The sequence below is a fragment of the Nocardia sp. NPDC046763 genome, assembly GCF_040645495.1.
In the GTDB taxonomy this organism is placed as follows: domain Bacteria; phylum Actinomycetota; class Actinomycetes; order Mycobacteriales; family Mycobacteriaceae; genus Nocardia.
This window is the reverse complement of record NZ_JBEYYI010000005.1, coordinates 213164-232568: the sequence shown is the minus strand read 5'-3', so window position 1 is coordinate 232568 and position 19405 is coordinate 213164. Positions and strand designations below refer to the sequence as shown.

Annotated in this window: 18 protein-coding genes; 10 read left to right on the top strand and 8 right to left on the bottom strand. The window is 68.8% G+C overall.

Annotation, left to right across the window (positions count from 1 at the left end):
* The first annotated feature begins 70 nt into the window (after positions 1 to 70).
* The 4 genes from ABZ909_RS10630 to ABZ909_RS10615 all read left to right on the top strand — a co-directional run bounded on the left by ABZ909_RS10630 (position 71) and on the right by ABZ909_RS10615 (position 4325).
* Positions 71 to 1285 carry a DUF445 family protein gene (locus ABZ909_RS10630; protein ID WP_356997655.1) on the top strand — a complete coding sequence of 405 codons (1215 nt, stop codon included), beginning with the start codon at positions 71 to 73 and terminating at the stop codon, positions 1283 to 1285.
* Positions 1286 to 1502: 217 nt separating this feature from the next.
* Positions 1503 to 2924: a short-chain fatty acyl-CoA regulator family protein gene (locus ABZ909_RS10625; RefSeq protein WP_356997654.1), complete on the top strand. Its 1422-nt coding sequence runs from the start codon at positions 1503 to 1505 to the stop codon at positions 2922 to 2924.
* A gap of 356 nt (positions 2925 to 3280) precedes the next feature.
* Complete coding sequence (locus ABZ909_RS10620; RefSeq protein WP_356997652.1) at positions 3281 to 3502, top strand: DUF397 domain-containing protein; 222 nt, start codon at positions 3281 to 3283, stop codon at positions 3500 to 3502.
* 97 nt (positions 3503 to 3599) lie between these two features.
* A complete protein-coding gene (locus ABZ909_RS10615; RefSeq protein ID WP_356997651.1) occupies positions 3600 to 4325 on the top strand; it encodes a hypothetical protein in 726 nt (241 codons plus the stop codon).
* A gap of 4 nt (positions 4326 to 4329) precedes the next feature.
* Here the strand turns inward: ABZ909_RS10615 and recG are convergent, their stop codons facing one another.
* Together recG and ABZ909_RS10605 are read right to left on the bottom strand one after the other, a co-directional pair.
* Positions 4330 to 6600, bottom strand: a complete 2271-nt coding sequence (recG, locus tag ABZ909_RS10610; protein ID WP_356997649.1) for an ATP-dependent DNA helicase RecG — start codon at positions 6598 to 6600, stop codon at positions 4330 to 4332.
* Positions 6601 to 8358 (bottom strand): DAK2 domain-containing protein, encoded by a 1758-nt coding sequence (locus ABZ909_RS10605; protein WP_356997648.1) that lies wholly within the window; start codon positions 8356 to 8358, stop codon positions 6601 to 6603. It lies immediately after the preceding gene.
* A gap of 301 nt (positions 8359 to 8659) precedes the next feature.
* Here ABZ909_RS10605 and rpmB point away from each other — a divergent pair, with 301 nt between their 5' ends.
* Together rpmB and ABZ909_RS10595 are read left to right on the top strand one after the other, a co-directional pair.
* On the top strand, positions 8660 to 8851 hold the full coding sequence (rpmB, locus tag ABZ909_RS10600; RefSeq protein WP_011210730.1) for a 50S ribosomal protein L28: 192 nt from the start codon (positions 8660 to 8662) through the stop codon (positions 8849 to 8851).
* A gap of 72 nt (positions 8852 to 8923) precedes the next feature.
* The gene (locus ABZ909_RS10595; RefSeq protein ID WP_356997646.1) at positions 8924 to 9460 is read left to right on the top strand and encodes a GNAT family N-acetyltransferase; all 537 of its coding nucleotides are present in this window, start codon (positions 8924 to 8926) and stop codon (positions 9458 to 9460) included.
* Here ABZ909_RS10595 and ABZ909_RS10590 read toward each other — a convergent pair.
* The 3 genes from ABZ909_RS10590 to ABZ909_RS10580 are packed head-to-tail and all read right to left on the bottom strand — an operon-like array spanning position 9444 to position 11398.
* The gene (locus ABZ909_RS10590) at positions 9444 to 9704 is read right to left on the bottom strand and encodes a hypothetical protein (RefSeq protein WP_356997644.1); all 261 of its coding nucleotides are present in this window, start codon (positions 9702 to 9704) and stop codon (positions 9444 to 9446) included. The genes ABZ909_RS10595 and ABZ909_RS10590 overlap by 17 nt on opposite strands.
* A gap of 33 nt (positions 9705 to 9737) precedes the next feature.
* Entirely contained in the window at positions 9738 to 10415 is a 678-nt protein-coding gene (locus ABZ909_RS10585; protein ID WP_354837984.1) for a uracil-DNA glycosylase, read from the bottom strand.
* A 47-nt stretch (positions 10416 to 10462) separates the two neighbouring features.
* A complete protein-coding gene (locus ABZ909_RS10580; protein WP_356997642.1) occupies positions 10463 to 11398 on the bottom strand; it encodes a thiamine-phosphate kinase in 936 nt (311 codons plus the stop codon).
* 171 nt (positions 11399 to 11569) lie between these two features.
* Between ABZ909_RS10580 and ABZ909_RS10575 the strand changes: the two genes are divergently transcribed.
* Entirely contained in the window at positions 11570 to 12490 is a 921-nt protein-coding gene (locus ABZ909_RS10575) for a DUF3515 family protein (RefSeq protein WP_356997640.1), read from the top strand.
* A 48-nt stretch (positions 12491 to 12538) separates the two neighbouring features.
* Here ABZ909_RS10575 and ABZ909_RS10570 read toward each other — a convergent pair whose 3' ends face one another.
* From ABZ909_RS10570 to ABZ909_RS10560, 3 genes are all read right to left on the bottom strand, one after another.
* Positions 12539 to 12838, bottom strand: a complete 300-nt coding sequence (locus ABZ909_RS10570) for a DUF6191 domain-containing protein (RefSeq protein WP_356997639.1) — start codon at positions 12836 to 12838, stop codon at positions 12539 to 12541.
* 107 nt (positions 12839 to 12945) lie between these two features.
* Entirely contained in the window at positions 12946 to 14043 is a 1098-nt protein-coding gene (locus ABZ909_RS10565; RefSeq protein ID WP_356997638.1) for a D-alanine--D-alanine ligase family protein, read from the bottom strand.
* 64 nt (positions 14044 to 14107) lie between these two features.
* Positions 14108 to 15103: an NAD(P)H-dependent glycerol-3-phosphate dehydrogenase gene (locus ABZ909_RS10560; protein WP_356997637.1), complete on the bottom strand. Its 996-nt coding sequence runs from the start codon at positions 15101 to 15103 to the stop codon at positions 14108 to 14110.
* 135 nt (positions 15104 to 15238) lie between these two features.
* On the opposite strand from ABZ909_RS10560, the gene cofC reads away from it, so the two are divergent.
* The 3 genes from cofC to ABZ909_RS10545 all read left to right on the top strand — a co-directional run bounded on the left by cofC (position 15239) and on the right by ABZ909_RS10545 (position 19163).
* On the top strand, positions 15239 to 15940 hold the full coding sequence (gene cofC / locus ABZ909_RS10555) for a 2-phospho-L-lactate guanylyltransferase (protein ID WP_356997636.1): 702 nt from the start codon (positions 15239 to 15241) through the stop codon (positions 15938 to 15940).
* Positions 15941 to 16002: 62 nt separating this feature from the next.
* Positions 16003 to 18207, top strand: a complete 2205-nt coding sequence (locus ABZ909_RS10550) for an RNA degradosome polyphosphate kinase (protein ID WP_356997635.1) — start codon at positions 16003 to 16005, stop codon at positions 18205 to 18207.
* Positions 18204 to 19163: a bifunctional NUDIX hydrolase/histidine phosphatase family protein gene (locus ABZ909_RS10545; RefSeq protein ID WP_356997634.1), complete on the top strand. Its 960-nt coding sequence runs from the start codon at positions 18204 to 18206 to the stop codon at positions 19161 to 19163. Before ABZ909_RS10550 ends, ABZ909_RS10545 begins: the two co-directional genes overlap by 4 nt.
* The last annotated feature ends 242 nt before the right edge of the window (positions 19164 to 19405 follow it).

Below are 19405 nucleotides of genomic sequence, written 5' to 3'. Positions count from 1 at the left end.
GGCTGAGTACGAATAATTGCACCGAGGAGCAGGGCATGGCAACCACTGGGACACAGGGGCCGATCGGGTCGTGATCGCGGATTTTGCCGACCACTGGCTGCTGTACTGCTCCATCCCGCTCGTCGCTGCCCTCATCGGCTGGGTGACCAAGATCGTCGCCGTGCAGATGCTGATGTATCCGCTCGAATTCAAGGGCATCCCACCGTGGCTGGGCTGGCAGGGCGTCATTCCGCGCTCCGCGCCGCGCATGGCCACCATCGCGGTGGATCTCATGTTCGGCAAGCTCATCGATCCGCAGGACATCATCGCCCGCATCGATGTCGCCGAGCTGACCACGCGGCTGCGCGAACCCCTCGACGCCGGTGTCGATTACATGGTCCGCGCCATGATGATGAAGCATCAGCCGCGACTCTGGGTGAACATGCCCGACGCCGCCCAGCGCGCCATTATCGAACGCGCGCAACGGGATCTGCCGCAGCTGATCGAGGACATCGTCTACGACCTGCGCACCAATATCGACCAGGTGATGGATCTGCGCGGCATGGCCATCAGCGCGCTGGTGGACGACAAGTCACTGCTGGTGGAGATGGTGCGCCGGGTGGGCCGCAACGAGCTGCGCTTCATCGTGCGCTCGGGCCTGATCTTCGGCACGGTGCTGGGCTTCGTGCAGATGATCACCTGGGCGCTCACCCACTCCCCTTTGCTCATGCCCGCTTTCGGCGGTTTCACCGGATTGATCACCGATTGGCTGGCGTTGCAGATGATCTTCCGTCCGATCCGCCCGGTCGGGATCGGACCGTTCAAGTGGCAGGGCCTGTTCCACAAGCGCCGGGAGCAGGTCTGCACCGACTACGGCGATCTCATCGCCACCGAGATCCTCACCCCCGCACGCATTCTCGAGGCCGTCCTCAATGGCGAGCGTGCCGACCGGTTGGCATCCCTGCTGAGCCGGCACGTCAGCGAGTTCCTCGAACTGCAGACCGGCCCGGCCCGCCCGCTCATGCTGATGGTCGCGCGCGACCGCTACACCGCCCTGGAACGCGATGCGGTCACCTTCGTACTCGATCACGTCAAGGCCGCCGCACACTCCGGTTTCGATCAGCACGCCATCGAGGCCCTGGACGTGCGCAACCTCGTCATCGAGAAGACGAAGCAACTCACCGACGACGAGTACGAGGGTCTGCTGCGCCCGGCGTTCAAACAGGACGAATGGAAGCTGGTAGCCATCGGCGCGGTGCTCGGGTTTCTGGTTGGCGAACTCCAGGTTCACCTGATTCTGGGGTGAGCCCGCCGATTTCGGCGCACATTCCGGACCTCGTTCCTCCTCGGCGACGTCGGGTTGGTCGTACCATAGGGACTCGCGCGCAAAACCGGCCGTAGCACCGAATTCGCATGCTACGCAGGACGGCCTCCATGGTGAAGTGCCACGCAGAGTCGGTAAAATTGCGGCGAGTCTCCTCAAATTGCGATGTTTGCGAAGCCGAATCGGTACCATCCTGCAGGTGCGCAAGATGTATGCGGGCGCCCGACTACGGCGGTTGCGCGAGGAACGGCGGATGACCCAGGCGGCCTTGGCCAAATCCCTGGACCTGTCTCCCAGCTACCTCAACCAGCTCGAGCGTGATCAGCGGCCGCTCACCATTCCCGTGCTGTTGAAACTGAATTCCACCTTCGATCTCGATGTGCAGTTCTTCGCCGCGGACTCCGACGCGCGGCTGGTCTCGGACCTGCACGAAATCCTGGTGGAGGCCGCGGGCGGCAATGCCGCGCCGGTGGCCGAGGTCGAAGACCTGGCCACCCGCATGCCCGAGGTCGCGAAAATCGTTGTGGCCATGCACCGCCGACTACGCGCCGCGACCGACCAGTTGGATCTCTTGTCCTCCAAGGTGGCCACCCCCACCGGCGCACCCGGCGTCCCCATGCCCTACGAGGACGTGCGCGACTTCTTCTACGATCACCACAATCACATCGCCCAGCTGGATCTCGCGGCCGAGCGGCTGTTCGAGGAGAACGGGCTCACCATCGGCTCCCTCGACCGGCAACTGGCCCGGGTCGCCGAGGAACGCGCCGGGGTCACCGTCCTGGTCCGCGGTGACGGTGCCGATCCGAACATCCCCAAGCGCCACTACGAGCCCGAGACCCGCACCCTCACCCTGGCCCGGCGGCTGCGGCCCGGGCAGCGCGCCTTCCAGATCGCCACCACCCTGGCCTTCCTGCTGCACGGCAGCCTGCTCGACGAGGTTCTCGACGAAAGTCCCTCGCTCACCGGCGAATCCCGCACCCTGGCCCGGATCGGGCTGGCCAACTACTTCGCCGGCGCGCTCATTCTGCCGTACAGCAAGTTCCTGCGCTCGGCCGAGGAGCTGCACTACGACATCGACCTGCTGAGCCTGCGCTTCGAGGTCGGCTTCGAGACCGTCTGCCATCGGCTCAGCACCCTGCAGCGGCAGGGCCAGCGCGGGGTGCCGTTCTTCCTGATCCGCACCGATCGCGCGGGCAATATCTCGAAACGCCAGTCCGCCACCGCCTTCCACTTCTCCCGGGTAGGCGGCAGCTGCCCGCTGTGGGTGGTGCACGAGGCGTTCAACCATCCCGGCCGCATGCTGTCCCAGATCGCCGCCATGCCGGACGGGCGGCGCTACCTGTGGGTGGCCCGCACCACGGCGCCCACCCCGACCGGATTCGGCTCGGCCGGAAAGGAATTCGCCATCGGACTGGGCTGCGACATCGAATACGCCGACCGGCTGGTGTATTCGCGCAGCCTGGAGCTGGACGACCCGGCCGCGGCCGCGCCCATCGGCGCGGGCTGCAAGGTGTGCGAGCGCCCCGGCTGCGCCCAGCGCGCCTTCCCGCAGATCGGGCGGCCGCTGGCGATCAGTGAGCACACCAGTTCGGATCTGCCGTATCCCCGCATGCCCCGCTGAGGTTCCCGCATACCTGGCCGAATCGAGGTGTGAGAAATCGCCCGGCAGCATCCCTGTTCGCTCGTACGGACGGCACCGCCGAATTCCGTACGGGCGAGTGTGTCTGTGCCCGCAGTGAACCGTCGATCTTGAATCCCCATGACGGGTCACCGATTTGCAATCGATCGGGCGCGCTCCCAGCAGCTACCCGGTAGTGTGAACACCGTCGAACAATCGGTCATCCGGCTGTCTCCGGGTCCCGTGTTCGCATTCGTTCAGCCGATGCCAGACGGCGCTGTCCCGCATCGTGGACCCCGGCTGCTCTTCCTCGCCTCGCGTCCGAACCGACCTGTGAAAGGACGAAAGGAACCGCCCTCATGATCACCCAGGCAGATCTGCCCGCAGGACTCCAGCTGCGGACGAGCGCGGCCGGCGGCCCCCATGGCAGCTGCGTCCAGGTCGGCTACTGGCCCGGCCGCGGCATCGTGGTCGCCCACAGCAAGGAAGGCCGCAACGGCGCGGTGCTGCTCTTCACGGTCCGGGAGTGGGAAGCCTTCATCCAGGGTGTGAAGGCCGACGAATTCCCCGCCGCCGGCTGACTTTCCGGACACACCGCACCCACCTGCCCGCCATCGGCATTCGGGACCGGCCGGTCCCGCGGAATACGACGGCGGGGGTGGGGACGGGTTAGGTTCGGTGGCTGTGGCGTTCGAATACCGGGTTGGCGACATCCTCGAGCTGTCCTGTCCGTTCACCGATGCGCGGGTGATCGAGCTGACGGCGGAGGATGTCTTCGTCGAATGGCCGTGGTGGGCCGTGGATCCGGCGAGCGACGGGGTGCGGTGGAACGGCGTGGTGGCGGTGGCTGTCGGACCGGACACGCCCGGATGGGAACGGGAAGTGTTCCGGATCCAGCCCGCGGCAGCGGAACTCACCGCGGAGGCCGGCTGCCGCATCGGGATTCCGCCGACCGTCGTACACGTCATCGCCGTGCGGCACTTCGATCCGCCGCGCGTGACGGGGTGGCTGCCGCGGCCGCGACGGGAGGTCGTCTACCTGCGCGCGGGACAGTCCTTCGATCCGGAGCTCGACGATCAGGGCGCCGCGTTCGATCCCGAGGACGACATCCCCCGGCGCGTCGAATTACGGTTCCGCCCATACGCCTTCCTCGAGATCGGCGACGAGGTCGCCGACGCCGGCGGGCGCGCGTGGCGCTTCGGCGGACCCTGGACCTGGCAGCCGTTCGACGGGGCCGAACCCGGCCGGCCCACCTGGCCGCTGCTGCTGCTCACCCGCGACGGCGACAGCGATGACGCGGCCGCGGTCGACGTCACCGAGGCCACGCTCAGCGGCTCACACGACGAAGAACTCGCCCGGTGGCGCGAGCTGGCGCAGCTGACCCCGGAGCCCACGGACGGCTGACCCGTCAGGACTTGGCCAGATACTCCAGGCGTTCACCGTCCACGGCCGCGCGCATCATGCTCGCCAGGCCGGGATGGTTCCGCAGGCCCGGATCGGACTCGACGATCTCGCGCGCCAGCTGCTGTGCGGCCGTGATGACTTCGAGGTCGTCGAGCAGCGACAGTAGGCGCAGACTGCGAGCCGTGCCCGACTGCGCCGCGCCCAGCACATCACCCTCACGGCGCTGCCGCAGATCCAGCACCGCCAGTTCGAAACCGTCGGTGGTGCCCGCGACCGCCTCCAGCCGGGCCATGGCCGTTCCCATCGGATTGGTCTCGGTGATGAGCAGGCACAGGCCCGCATGCTTGCCCCGGCCGACGCGGCCGCGCAGCTGATGCAGCTGGCTCACGCCGAAACGGTCCGCGTCGACGATCACCATGACCGTGGCATTCGGGACGTCGACACCGACCTCGACCACCGTGGTGCACACCAGCACATCGATCTCGGCGTCATTGAAGGCCCGCATGACGCGGTCCTTCTCATCGGCCGGCAGGCGACCGTGCAGCAGGCCCACCCGCAGATCCTTGAAGGCCCCGGAACCGAGCATCTCGTACATGTCGACCGCCGAATGGGTGGTGGGCCCCTCCTTCTCCTCCTCGAATTTCGCCTTGCGGCCCTTGCCCTTTCCGTTCTCCTCCTCGTCGCCGATGCGCGAGCACACCACATAGGCCTGACGCCCCTGCGCCACCTCCTCGCCGATGCGCTCCCACGCCCGATCCACCCACGCCGGTTTCACCTTGGCGGGAACGACTTTCGAGGTGATCGGGGAACGGCCACGCGGAAGCTGGGTCAGCACAGAGGTTTCCAGATCGCCCAGCGTGGTCATGGCGATGGTGCGCGGAATCGGGGTGGCCGTCATGACCAGCAGGTGCGGGCTGGCGGCGTCCTTGGCCTTGGCGCGCAGGGCATCCCGCTGCTCCACGCCGAAGCGGTGCTGCTCGTCGACCACCACCATGCCCAGATCGAAGAACTCCACATTGTCCTGGATCAGGGCGTGTGTGCCGATCACCAGGCCCGCCTCGCCGGTGACCGCGTCCAGCAGGGCCGCCTTCTTCTGGCCCGCCGACATGGAGCCGGTCACCAGCACCACCTTGGTGGCCTGGTCGGCCGCACCCAGCTCCCCGGCGTTGCCGAGATCGCCGAGCATCTTCGTCAGGGACCGATAGTGCTGCGCCGCAAGGACTTCCGTCGGCGCGAGCAGCGCGCACTGCTGGCCGTTGTCCACCACCTGCAGCATGGCGTGCAGGGCCACGATGGTCTTGCCCGAACCCACCTCACCCTGCAGCAGCCGGTGCATGGGATGGCTGCGCGACAGGTCGGCGGAGATCTCGTCGATGACCGTGCGCTGGCCCTCGGTCAGCTCGAACGGCAGCCGCTTGTCGAAGGCGGCCGCGATGCCGTCGGTCCGCGGTGGGCACGACTTGGCGGCCCGGCCCTCCACCTGATGGCGGCGCTCGGCCAGCACCAGCTGCAGGGCCATGGCCTCGTCGAAACGCAAACGGCCGCGGGCGGCCTCGATATCGGCCTTGTGCTCGGGTAGATGGATCAGGCTCAGCGCGTCGGAGACCGGCAACAGCGCGTGCTCGGTTCGCAGCGCTTCCGGCAGCGGATCGTCGATAGGGTCGAGCTGGTCGAGCACCTGACGGATGCAGCGCAGCAGATCCCAGCTCTGCACCTTGGCGGTCGACGGGTACACGGGGATGAACTCGCGCTCGAAGAACGAGACATCCACTCCCCCCGCGCCTTTCGCGCTCTGCGCCAGGCCGCGCAGCGCGCCGCCGCCGCGCACGGTGGTGAGGCTCTCGATCGACCCGTCACCCTTTTCCGGCAGGATCAGATAGTCCGGGTGCGAGAGATTCCAGCGGTCGGGCCGCCACCAGTGCACGGTGCCCGACATCATGGCCCGCACACCCTCTTTCACCAGATAGCGCACTTTGTCGCCATTGAAGAAGGTGATCTCCACCGGGCGCGCGCCGCCGGTGTCCAGGTTCACCTTGAGCAGGCTGCCGCGCCGATTCTTCATGGGCCGCAGCTCGGTCTTGGTGACCCGGCCCATCACCGTGATGTGCTGGCCCTCCTCGGGCGCCTCCTCGGTGAGCGGCTGTCCCTGGGTGGCGTAGCGCAGCGGATAGTGCCGCAGCAGGTCCTCCACCGTCTGCATGTCGAAGTGTTCCTGCAGCCCCTCGGCTGCCTTCACCCCGAGCACGTGGTCGAGCCGATCCGCCAGTGTCGCCATCTATTCCACCCCGATCTGCACCAGGTCACCGGCCTGCCCGCCCGGATACACCACCACTTCCACACCCGGGAAACCCGCGGCCACATGCCCGGCCAGATCTGCGGAAAGCCCTTCCGGCGCATCGCATCCGATGAGCATGGTCACCAATTCCCCACCCAGCCCGAGCATCCGGTCCAGCAGGGTGCGCCCCGCCGCCCGCACATCCGAATCGATCACCACCACATCGTGGCCCACCAGCCCGAGCCCGTCCCCCGCCTCGCACATCCCGACCATGGTCAGTGCCCGCTCCGGCGCCATTCGCAAAGCCCCCCACCGTGTCCCGGCCGCCGCCTCCGACATGGCGAACGCGTCGTCCGCCGCGGCCCGCCCCGTATCGTGCATGGCCAGCGCCGCCAGCCCCTGCACCATCGACCCGCACGGCAGCATCAGTACCTCCCGCTGCCCGTCCCGCGCCGCTACGCTCACCGCCACCAGCTCGTGCGCGGGCAGCGCCCCGTTCGGCAGCACCAGTACCTCCCGCTGCCGGACCGCGCGAATCGCTTCGAGGAGCACGTCCGCCGTCACCTCCCCCTCCAGCACCACCGCACCCGCGTCCTCGAACAGCCGCACCGCGCCCGCCCCGGTCGCCACCGCCAGAATCGCCCGATCCGTCCCGCCGAGGGCGTGGGTGGACACGGTCAGCGTCTCGATGCGAATGCCACTCAGCGCCCCCGTCTCCAGCCCGGCCTCGACCGCCGCGCCCGCATCGGCGCAGTGCACGTGCGCGGACCAGGTCTGCGACCCGTCCCCCACGACGACCACCGAATCCCCCAGCGCACCGAGCCGATCCCGGAGGGCGGCGATCCGCCGGTCATCGGTCCCGCGCACCAGGAACATGACCTCGTAGTGCGGTGCGGCCACCCCCACCCGGCCGAACGAGCCGCTCACCGCCGAATCCACTACCGCGACAACCGGATTCGACGCCATCACGCTAGGCGTCTCCGGCCCCGCGCCCGGAATGCCCGCGTCGAGATCGCCCGTGGCGCGCACGGCTGTCATCGCCGATTCCCGCCGTTCCGGTGCGCCGCGGCGGTAAGCCGGTCGCGTCGGCGCGCTGCCCCCGGCCGCCGCCACCAATTCGTCCAGCAGAACCAGCAATCCGCGCGCCCCAGCGTCCACCACCCCGGCCTCACGCAGCACACCCAATTGCGCGGGCGTCTCCCCCAACGCCTTGGCCGCTCCATCGGCCGCCGCCAGCGCCACCGCGACCAGATCCCGCTCCGTACAGTCGGATGCCCGCTCGGCAGCCCGATCCAGCACCGTGAGCATGGTCCCCTCGACCGGAGAACTCAGCGCCTCCCGCACCAGCCGTGCGGCCTGCCGCAACGCCACCCGCAGCGCCTGCTCGGTCAGCGGCCCGGTGGCCACCGCGTCCGCTATCCCGCGGAGCACCTGCGACAGGATGATCCCCGAGTTTCCCCGCGCTCCGATGGTCGCCGCTCTGGCCATGGCCGCGGTAACCGCGTGAGCGGACAGCTCCGGCTCGTTCGTGTGCACCGCCTCGGCTTCCGCGTGTACGACCTCGGCCTCGTGGACGGCTGCCCGCATGGTGCTGAGCAGATTGGTGCCGGTGTCGGAGTCGGCGACGGGGAAGACATTGAGGGCGTTGATCTCGTCCCGGTGGCGTTCCAGGGCGGTCAGGGCGAGCCGGCCCCACCTCAGCAGGGCAGTCCCATCCAGGCCCTCGTGACCGTCGAGCGCGTCCGCTACCCCGGGCACCGTCACCGTCCTCTCACGTCGTGGAATCCCGGCCGCCAGCCTAGTCGGGGCGACCGACACCACGCCGCCACCTGGCATTCGTACAGCACATACGAAACCGTGCACGGGGGGCTGATTGGACACGCCCGGGCGGGGTTGGCTACTCTTGTGCGGTTGCCTCACGCAGGCACGGTCCTGCCCTCTCAGGTATCGGCCCGCGTTCACCAGCAATTCGCTGGTAGGTACGTCCAAAACATTAGGCTTTCGGACACGCTGCGCACCGTGCAGCGCGTCCCACTATGACATGAAGGAGCTCGCGACTATGGCTGCCGTCTGTGACGTCTGCGCCAAGGGCCCCGGCTTCGGTAAGTCGGTTTCGCACTCGCACCGGCGCACCAACCGTCGCTGGAACCCGAACATCCAGACCGTGCGCGCCCAGGTTGCCCCGGGCAACACCCGCCGCATGAACGTCTGCACCTCCTGCCTGAAGGCGGGCAAGGTCGTTCGCGGCTGAATCAGCTTTTCCACAGAAGCCCCGGCACCCAGAATGGGTGATCCGGGGCTTTTGTCATCAGTGGGAGGACGCATGAGCGAATGGCAGGTGGTCCCGCTCGGGCCCGAGCATGCCCACAGTCTCGGGGCCTGCCATGTCGCCTGCTGGCGTGAGGCGTATCAGGGCCTGATCCCCCAGCACGTGCTGGACGCCTTCGATGTGGATCAGCGCGCCGCGGCCTGGGACCGGGTCCGGGTGAAGTATCCGGGGCAGGTGTGGGTCGCCGTCGTCGACGACACCGTCGTGGGATTCGCGGCCGCCGGCCCCGCGACCGAGGAGAACTCGCCCACGCCACGGGAACTCAATGCCTTGTACGTGCGTGCCGCCTACTACGGCACCGGCCTCGCCGACGATCTGATGCGCACGGTGCTGTCGGCCGGCGTCGACACCTCACTCTGGGTGTTCGAGGAGAACCCGCGCGCGCAGGCCTTCTACCAGAAGTACGGCTTCGAACTCGACGGGGAACGCCGAGTCGAAGCCTTCACTCCCGCAATGCAAGTGCGGATGGTGCGCCGGGCGCCGCGCGACGAGGACCGGCGCCCGACGCCCGGGATCACGCCGCGCCGTTGATGCAGTCCACCTGCTGGCTGATCGACTGCACCACGCACGCCAGGCGCGAGGTCACATTCGACGACAGGCCGCTCACGCTATTGGTGTCGAGCAGGCTGCCGACCGGGGTGACCGTGGTGGTCTTCGCGTCGGGGACGTACGGGTCCAGCGTCAACGGCTCGGCGTTCGCGGCGGCCGGGGCTGCGGCCAGCGCCGCGCCCGCGGCCAGCGCGACGAAAACACCACGGGCAGTCTTCTTCTGCATACACATGCTCCTGAATCAGGTAACGGTTCAGCGCTACGGCAGACGCCAGTCCACCGGCGCGGCCCCTAGGGTACCCAGCAATTCGTTGGTTCGGGAGAAAGGCCGAGAACCGAAGAATCCTCGCGAAGCCGACAGCGGTGAGGGATGGGCGGATTCGATGTACGGAGTGCTGCCCAGCATGGGCTTCAACGTCGAGGCGTCGCGGCCCCACAGAATCGCCACGAGCGGCTGGTCCCGGGCCACGAGCGCCCGAATTGCCTGCTCGGTCACCGCTTCCCAGCCCTTGCCGCGATGCGAGGCCGGCTGGCCCGGCTGCACGGTCAGCACTCGGTTCAGCATCAGCACCCCCTGATCGCACCACGGCGACAGATCACCGTTGGACGGCGTCGGGAAGCCGAGATCCTTGGAGTACTCCGAGTAGATGTTCGACAGACTGCGCGGGATGGGCGAAACATCCGGGGCCACCGAGAAACTCAGCCCCACCGGATGGCCCGGAGTCGGATACGGATCCTGGCCGACGATGAGCACCCGCACCTTGTCGAACGGCCGCTGGAAGGCCCGCAGCACGTTCTCCCCCTTCGGGAGATAGCCACGCCCCTCGGCGTTTTCGGTTCGCAGGAATTCACCCATCGCGGCAATGCGGTCGGTCACCGGCTCGAGGGCCTCGGCCCAGCCCGTATCAATGACTTCCGACAGTGGTTTCGCACCCATGTCGGGAAAACTTATCGTGTCGAGTTTCATCGCGGTACCGGACCCGGCTATGCGAAGGATTCCCAACCGCCCGGTCCGGACCGGAGGGTGCCGTCGACGGTGACGCCCGCGCCTGCGCGGACCTGTCCGATGCGCACCCAGCCCTCCGGCAAATCGCCCGAATCGGCGAAAGTCGCTGCGAATGCGTGGTCCTCGCCGCCCGCCAGAATCCAGTCGAGGGGGTTGACGCCCAGTGCCTTCCCCACCGCCGCCAGCCCGGGATCGGCCAGCGCCGCCGTCGCCAGATCGATGGCCACACCGGAGGATTCGGCGATATGCCCGAGATCGGCGAGCAGCCCGTCCGACACATCGGTCAGAGCGGTGATCTCCGCGGTGTCCGGTAGCTCCAGCACCGCCGCGTAGGGCGGCCGCGGAACCCGGTGCGCGGCAACCGCGTCCGCGAACTCGGCGGCATCGGCCCCGGCCGTCAGCACCGCCAGCCCCGCGGCCGACCAGCCCAGCCGCCCGGCCACCGCCACCACGTCGCCCGGCCGCGCCCCCGACAGCTTGATGGGCGCGCGGCGCGGATCGCCGAACGCCGTCACCGAAATGATCAGCAGCGGGCTGCGCACCATGTCGCCGCCCGCGATGGAGGCTCCGGCCCGCCCGGCCTCGGCCCACATGCCGTCCGCCAGCGCGCGCACGAATTCGACCGGGGTGTCCGACGGGCAGCCCAGGCCCACCACGAAGGCGCTGGGCACCGCGCCCATGGCGACCACATCCGCGGCGTTCTGGGCAATGGCCTTCCGGCCGATATCGTGCGCGCTCGACCAGTCGGTACGGAAGTGCCGGTCCTGCACCAGCATGTCGGTGGTCACCACGAACCGGCCCTCGGGCGCGGCGATCACCGCCGCGTCGTCGCCCGGACCGAGCAGCACCCCGGGCGTCTGCGTCCGCCCCTGGTTCACCAGCGCGATGAGCCCGAATTCCCCGAGCTCGCCCACGGTGCGGGCGGCCGGAACGGACTGCGGCCTGCTGCTGGCGGTGATGGCGGTCTCCTTCGGGACGAGTGTGATGCGGACGCCTGACCGCTCGACGGTACCCTCGAACCCGCAATCGACGACCAGCAGCCGGGACGCGTGCCCGGCACGCCACGATCGGGGACCGACGACCGGATGAGCAACGACACCCGCGGCACCGAACCGGACACCACGCCGGAGCGCACCGACGCAACCGACGCCGACGCGGCGAAGGCTGCCGACGCCCCGGCGGCGGAGACCACGGACGCTACGGCGGCGGAGACCGCCGACGCCGCGAAGTCGGAGGACTCGGACACCTCGGCGTCGGAGGACTCGGACACCTCGGCGTCGAAGGACTCGGACACCTCGGCGTCGAAGGACTCGGACACCTCGGCGTCGAAGGACTCGGACACCTCGGCGTCGAAGGACTCGGACGACACGGAGTCGAAGGATTCAGACGCAGACGCCGTCGAAGAGGCTGCGGCGAGCCAGGAATCGGACGACGGCTATGAGGTCCGCCGCTCCCCCGCGCTCATCGCCACCGCCGTCGCCCTCCCCGTCGCGCTGGTCGTCGGCCTGCTCGTCATGGGCGTGCTGGCCAATCGTCATCACAGCCGCGACCCGCTGGTCCTGGGCGCCGTGCCCGCGCCGACCGCGTCCGGCCCGGAGTGCGCCGCCCTGATGCCCGCGCTGCCCGACAAGATCGGCGACTACACCACCTCCGAGCTGGTGCAGCCCGCACCGACCGCCACGCACGCCTGGCAGCTGCCGGACGGCGGCGATCCCATCGTGGTGCGCTGCGGCCTGGATCGGCCGCTGGAATTCGTCAAGTCCTCGAGCATGAACCAGATTCAGACCAGCAAAGCGGCCAATGGCGACACGGGCGTCAACTGGTTCGAGGTGCGCGACCAGACCAGCGGTGTCACCTCCGGCACCTACTGGGCGGTGGACCGGGGCGTCTATATAGCGCTGACCATGCCCGACCATGCCGGACCCGGTCCGCTGCAGGACATTTCGGCGGCCATCCAGCAGACGATCCCGCAGAAGCCGATCGACCCGAACCCGATCCCGAACTAACGGCAGCCGGACCGACAGATATTTATCTGTCGGTGCTTGCTCCATTCGTCAGAGCTTGCGGAGGATGGCCTTCCCGGCCGTGAGGTCGATATCCACGCCCTCGTCCCCGTCGCCCGGATTCTCCCGGTGCATCAGCACCGACTGCCGCTGCTCCATCTCGTGCCGCTTGGCGGAGTTGAACGTCGCGTCGAACTGCTCCAGGCCGATGGCCGCCGCGCTGCGGTCACCGTGCTCGGCCCGCATCCACGGCAGCGCGGTGCGCCCGGTCACCCTGCGGAAGGCCACATCGGCGAAGGCCACCGCGATGATCAGCAGTGCCAGGCCGGGAATCGTCAGAGCCACGATCACCTGATCGAGGCTACGCGCGGACCGAGGCGGCCGCCGTCACCCGCAGGTCGCATGCGAACGGCCCGGTCCCTCATCCGAATTGATGAACCGGGCCGCCGGAGGTGCGGTCAGCGCAGGCCGGTGCCGCGCGCGCGAGCCGTCTCGATGAGGGTGCTCACCAGCGTCCGGTTGTCGATGCCGGTGGCCTCCCACATGCGCGGGTACATGGAGATGGCGGTGAACCCGGGCATGGTGTTGATCTCGTTGATGACCGGCCCCTCGGCGGTCACGAAGAAGTCGACGCGGGCCAGGCCCTGGCAGTCCAGCGCCCGGAAGGCCCGCACCGCCAGCTCCCGGATCTGCTGGGACACATCGTCGTCCAGCTTGGCGGGGACGTCGAACTCGCAGACGTCGTCGAGGTACTTGGTGTCGAAGTCGTAGAACTCGGGCGCCTCGGCGTCGTCCTCCGGCATCCGGATCTCGGCCACCACGCTGGCTTCCACCCGGCCGTCCGGGAACTCCAGGACGCCGCACTCGACTTCGCGTCCGACGATGCCGGCCTCCACGATCACCTTCGGGTCGTGGCGGCGCGCGGTCTCGATGGCGGCGTCGAGCTCGTCCCAGCTGTCCACCTTGGTGATGCCGATGGACGACCCGCCGCGGGCCGGCTTCACGAAGACCGGCAGCGCCAGGCGGGCCCGGTCGGCGTCGGCGACCGTCGCTACGCCGGGCCGCAGCACCACCTGCATACCGATCGGAAGACCTTCGGCCGCAAGGAGTTTCTTGGTGAACTCCTTGTCCATCCCGGCCGCGCTGGCCAGCACGCCCGGACCGACATAGGGCAGTTCGGCCAGCTCCAGCAGACCCTGCAGGGTGCCGTCCTCACCGAAGGCGCCGTGCAGCACCGGGAACACCACGTCCACGGCGCCCAGCACGGTGTCGGCGCCGTCCAGCGGCACCAGGGCGCCGCCGCGCGAGGGATCGGCGGTCAGCGCCAGCGCGGTGCCCTGCTCATCGACCGTGGGTAGCGCCCGATCCTGCGCGGACAGCGCCCGCGGATCCGCGTCGCCGAGCACCCAGGTGCCGTCGCGCGTGATGCCGATCGGAACCGCCTCGTACCGTTCGGGATCGAGGCTCGCCAGCACGGTGCGTGCCGAGACACACGACACCCCGTGCTCGTTGCTGCGGCCGCCGAACACCACCGCCACCCTGGTCCTGTTGGTCATGCCCCGAACCGTACCCGGTCGAATATGGCGGCAGTGTTACACGGTCGCCCCTACCAGGGGTAGGTCATTCCGATTTCAGGCGGCGGCCCTGCAACTGCCCGACCGCCTCGGCCGCCGACAGCCCCTCGTGGCACACCTGGTGCACGGCATTGGTGAGCGGCATTTCCACCCCGTGCGCCGCGGCCAGCGCCCGCACCGATGTGCAGGACTTCACACCCTCCACGACCTGGCCATGAGTGGCCTCCAGCGCGGTCTCCATGGTGCCGCCCGCACCCAGCGCGCGCCCGAAGGAGCGATTGCGTGACAGCGGCGAGGTGCAGGTGGCCACCAGATCGCCGACACCCGCCAGCCCCGCGAAGGTGACCGGCTCCGCGCCCACGGCCACCCCGAGCCGGATGATCTCGGCCAGCCCGCGGGTGATGAGGGTGGCGATCGAGTTGTCACCCAACCCCATTCCCGAGGCGATGCCGCAGGCCAACGCGATGACGTTCTTGCAGGCGCCGCCGATCTCGCAGCCGATCACATCGGAATTGGTGTACGGCCGGAAATAGCCGGTGGCGCAGGCGTGCTGGACCGCCTCGGCCCGCGCCACGTCCGGGCAGGCCACCACGGTCGCGGCGGGCTGGCCGGCCGCGATCTCGTGCGACAGGTTCGGGCCCGACAGCACTGCGATCCGGCTCGGATCCGCGCCACTGACCTCCGCGACGACCTGGCTCATGCGCAACAGGGTCCCGGTCTCGATGCCCTTGGCCAGACTCAGCAGGGTGGCGTCGGCCGGAATCAGGTCCTTCCAGGCCGCGAGATTGGTGCGCAGCGACTGTGACGGCACCGCCAGCACCACGATGTCGGCCCCGTCCAGTGCAACGGCGGGGTCATCGGTTGCGGCCATCGGCGGCAGCGGGACATCCGGCAGATACCAGGGATTGCGATGCTCGGTGGCAAGCACTTTGGCCACCTCCGGCCGTCGAGCCCACATGGTGGTCTCGGTTCCCGCGTCCGCCAACACCTTCGCGAACGCGGTCCCCCACGACCCCGCGCCCAACACCGCTGCCCTTGCCATCTGCTCAATATATGCGTGTGTGATCGGAGCCATGCCGTTGTGGCATCCCCTGGAATTCGACGCCGCTCACACGGCCGTCATCCAAGAGTGGGAGGATTCGGGCATGCGCGCGGCCGGAGCGAAGCGGAGGGCACAGTGAATACAGCCGTGCACGCGGTCATCGCGGTCAAGAATCTCGGACTCGCCAAGAGTCGGTTGTCCGACGGGCTGCCCGCGCATCAGCGGCCGCGCCTGGTGCTGGCCATGCTGTCGGACACGGTGACCGCCGCGGCCGCCGCCCGCGGGGTGGCCTCGGTGACGGTGGTGACCCCCGATCCGGCGGTCGCCGATCTGGTTCGCGACCTGGGCGCGACGGTCCACCCCGAACCCGCCGCGATCCCGCCGCACACCAGCGGACTGAACGCCGCCCTGGCCGCGGGCGCGGCCGCGGTGCGGAAGGCCCACGGCCCGGTCGATCTGCTTGCCCTGCAAGCGGATCTGCCCGCGCTGCGCCCGGCCGAACTCTGCGACATGCTGGCGAGCACCGGGCATCAGCGCTCGGTGGTCGCCGATCATGAGGGCAGCGGCACCGTCGCCCTGCTGGTGCGCGGCGGATCCGCCGCGTTGAACCCGCTTTTCGGTCCGGACTCCGCCCGCCGTCACGTCGCGGGCGGCGCGGTGGAGTTGCTGGGCGCGTGGCCCGGGCTGCGGCAGGACGTCGACACCGCCGCGGATCTCGAGCGCGCTGCCGCGCTCGGGGTCGGCAGAGCCACCGGCGCGCTGCTGCATGAAATCGGCGTGTCGCAGACGCGTCGAGGAATCGAAGATATGTACCGAGCCGGATCCTCACTGTGCTGACGCGGCGTGATCTGCGCTGCAATGGACGGTGTCAGTTCGGCACCCCACCCGCGACATAAGGAATGATCGTGAGAGTGAGCGATACGGATACCGTCAAGCAATCGCCGCTACTACCGGCGGCGCCGCCCACGGCAACCCCACCGCCCACTGTCATAGCGCCGCTCCCGGCGGACCGGTATGTCAATCGGGAACTCAGCTGGCTCGATTTCAACGCCCGCGTCCTCGCCCTCGCCGAGGACCATTCCCAGCCGCTGCTCGAGCGCGCCAAATTCCTCGCCATTTTCGCGTCGAATCTGGACGAGTTCTACATGGTCCGGGTGGCCGGTCTGAAGCGCCGCGCGGAAACCGGACTGTCGGTGCGGTCGGCCGACGGCCTGTCCCCCACCGAGCAGCTCGAGATGATCGCCGTCCGCACCCAGGAGATCGCCGAGCGCCATGCCCGCGTCTTCCTGGACCAGGTGCTGCCCGCGCTGACCGCCGAGGGCATCGCCATCATCCGCTGGGCGGACCTGGAGGACACCGAAAGGCAGCGCCTCTCCGGATATTTCCAGGATCAGGTCTTCCCGGTGCTGACCCCGCTGGCGGTCGACCCGGCCCACCCGTTCCCCTACATCAGTGGCCTGAGCCTGAATCTCGCCGTGACGGTGAAGGATTCGGTCACCGGCGGCGAGCACTTCGCCCGAGTCAAGGTGCCCGACAATGTGGATCGCTTCGTCCGGGTCCGCAGGGTCGCGGCCGGCAACGCCGCCCCAAGCCGTGATTCCGCTGCGGCACAAGGCTCCTCCATGGCCGCCTTCCTCCCCATGGAGGAGCTGATCGCCGCGCATCTGGATCAGCTGTTCCCGGGAATGGAAGTGGTGGAACAGCATTCGTTCCGGATCACCCGCAATGCCGACCTGGAGGTCGAGGAGGACCGCGACGAGGACCTGCTGCAGGCCCTGGAGCGCGAACTCGCCCGCCGCCGCTTCGGATCCCCAGTGCGGCTGGAAGTCTCCGACGACATGACCGAGCACATGCTCGATCTGCTGTTGCGCGAACTCGACGTGGACCCGGCCGACGTCATCCAGGTGCCCGGCCTGCTCGACCTGTCCTGCCTGTGGCAGATCTACGGTGTGGACCGCCCCATCCTCAAGGACGCCCCCTACGTCCCGGCCACCCCGCCGGCGTTCGGCGAACGCGAAACGCCCCGAAACGTTTTCGCCGCACTGCGCGAGAACGACATACTGGTGCACCACCCCTACGACTCCTTCTCCACCAGCGTGCAGCGGTTCATCGAGCAGGCCGCCGCCGACCCGCAGGTACTGGCCATCAAGCAGACCCTGTACCGCACCTCGGGTGACTCCCCCATCGTCAACGCGCTCATCGACGCCGCCGAGGCCGGTAAGCAGGTGGTCGCGCTGGTCGAGATCAAGGCCCGGTTCGACGAGCAGGCCAATATCAAATGGGCGCGGGCGCTGGAGCAGGCCGGCGTGCACGTGGTCTACGGCCTGGTCGGGCTCAAGACCCACTGCAAGACCTGCCTGGTGGTGCGGCGCGAGGGTGCCACCATCCGTCGCTACTGCCACATCGGCACCGGCAATTACAACCCGAAGACCGCGCGTCTTTACGAGGATGTCGGATTGCTCACGGCCGCACCGGAGATCGGCGCGGACCTCACCGACCTGTTCAACTCGCTGACCGGGTACTCGCGAAAGGCCAACTACCGCAACCTGCTGGTCGCCCCGACCGGCGTGCGCGCCGGCATCGTCGAACGCATCGAGCGCGAGGTCGAACTGGCCGCCCAGGGCGAACCGGCACGAATCCGGCTGAAGGCCAACGCCATCGTCGACGAGCAGATCATCGACGCCCTCTACCGCGCCTCCCAGGCCGGTGTGTCGGTCGACATCGTGGTGCGCGGCATCTGCGGGCTGCGTCCCGGGGTGGAGGGCATGAGCGAGAACATCCGGGTGCGCTCGATTCTCGGCCGCTTCCTGGAACATTCGCGTGTCCTGCACTTCCAGGCGCAGAACGAGTACTGGATCGGCAGCGCCGACATGATGCACCGCAATCTGGACCGGCGCGTGGAAGTGCTGGCGCAGGTGAAGGATCCGAAGCTGACCGAGCAGCTGGGCCGGGTATTCGACTCCGCGTTGCACCCGGCCACCCGCTGCTGGGTGCTGCAGGCCGACGGCAGCTGGGCGGCCCAGCCCGGCCCCGACGTCCCCGCCGATCAGATCCGCGATCACCAGGACTACCTGATGCGGCTGCGACGTCCGGATCGCCAGTGAGCCCGGCCCACTTCGATCCTGCCGCCGATTTCGCCGATCCCCGCGTGGCCGCCAATATTCTGGCGGCGGGCGCGGTGCTGTGGCGGTCAGCGGCGGATGGGGCGCTCGAGATCGCCCTGGTGCACCGGCCCAAATACGACGACTGGTCACTACCCAAGGGGAAAATGGATCCCGGTGAGACGCCGGTGATCACGGCCGTGCGCGAGGTGGCCGAGGAAACGGGCCTGAATTCGCGCCTGGGCCGCTATCTGGGCCACGTGACGTATCCGGTGACCGGGCATCGCAAGCTCAAGCGAGTGGACTACTGGGCCGCCCGGGTGCTGGACGGGGAGTTCGAATCCAATCTCGAGGTCGACGTCCTGGACTGGCGCCGCCTCGACACCGTGATGGACGCCCTGTCCTATCCCATGGACCGCAGCATCGTCCGGAACTTTCTGCGCCAGCCCGCCGAAACCGCCACCCTGCTGCTGGTGCGGCATGCCAAGGCCGGTCGCAGCGACCGTTTCGCCGGTGACGACGAGCTGCGGCCGCTCGAAAAGGCCGGTCGCGCACAGGCTCGCGCCCTGGTGCCGAACCTGCTCGCCTTCGGCGCGGCCGAAATCGTCTCCGCCCCACCGGCCCGCTGTGTCCAAACCGTGACCCCGCTGGCGGAAAAGCTGGGTGTGGACGTGGAACTCGAACCGCTGTTCTCCGAATCCGGTTATGCGGCAGCACCCGATGCCGCCCGCAAACGCGCCCGCGACCTGGTCTCCGCCGACACCGTGCGGGTGATCTCGAGTCAGGGCAAGGTGATTCCGGATCTGCTGGAGTGGTGGGCCGCCGACGACGGCATCAGCCTGCCGCCGGCCCGTAACCGCAAGGGCAGCGTCTGGGTGCTGTCCTTCCACGACGGCCGCCTGATCGCGGCCGACCATCTCGACCGCGCTCTCACCCCGACCGATCTCCCTCGGGGCTGACGGCTTTCCGGCCCGTCGGCGGGCGTTTTTTCCCCGCCGGCCGGCGGTCCGGCCCACCGAGAACCTTTGGAACGAAGCCGTACCGGCCCCTGTCCGGCCGAATCCACCCGGCGCCCTGCCGATTTCCAGCCCCCATCGAGCCCCCAACCCACCCGCACACATGCGAAACGGCCCGGCGATGCCGGGCCGTTTCACGTTTCGTCCTGCTCGAAAACCCCCGTCAGCGACGGGTTGTGGCCTTG

Bases quoted from the DNA above. Each gene is read 5' to 3' on its own strand.
- ABZ909_RS10550 (WP_356997635.1), top strand. From the start codon at position 16,003: ATGATCGTGAGAGTGAGCGATACGGATACCGTCAAGCAATCGCCGCTA.
- ABZ909_RS10565 (WP_356997638.1), bottom strand. From the start codon at position 14,043: ATGACCAACAGGACCAGGGTGGCGGTGGTGTTCGGCGGCCGCAGCAAC.
- ABZ909_RS10585 (WP_354837984.1), bottom strand. From the start codon at position 10,415: ATGGGTGCGAAACCACTGTCGGAAGTCATTGATACGGGCTGGGCCGAG.
- ABZ909_RS10575 (WP_356997640.1), top strand. From the start codon at position 11,570: ATGAGCAACGACACCCGCGGCACCGAACCGGACACCACGCCGGAGCGC.
- ABZ909_RS10620 (WP_356997652.1), top strand. From the start codon at position 3,281: ATGATCACCCAGGCAGATCTGCCCGCAGGACTCCAGCTGCGGACGAGC.
- ABZ909_RS10560 (WP_356997637.1), bottom strand. From the start codon at position 15,103: ATGGCAAGGGCAGCGGTGTTGGGCGCGGGGTCGTGGGGGACCGCGTTC.
- recG (WP_356997649.1), bottom strand. From the start codon at position 6,600: ATGGCGACACTGGCGGATCGGCTCGACCACGTGCTCGGGGTGAAGGCA.
- ABZ909_RS10590 (WP_356997644.1), bottom strand. From the start codon at position 9,704: ATGCAGAAGAAGACTGCCCGTGGTGTTTTCGTCGCGCTGGCCGCGGGC.
- rpmB (WP_011210730.1), top strand. From the start codon at position 8,660: ATGGCTGCCGTCTGTGACGTCTGCGCCAAGGGCCCCGGCTTCGGTAAG.
- ABZ909_RS10595 (WP_356997646.1), top strand. From the start codon at position 8,924: ATGAGCGAATGGCAGGTGGTCCCGCTCGGGCCCGAGCATGCCCACAGT.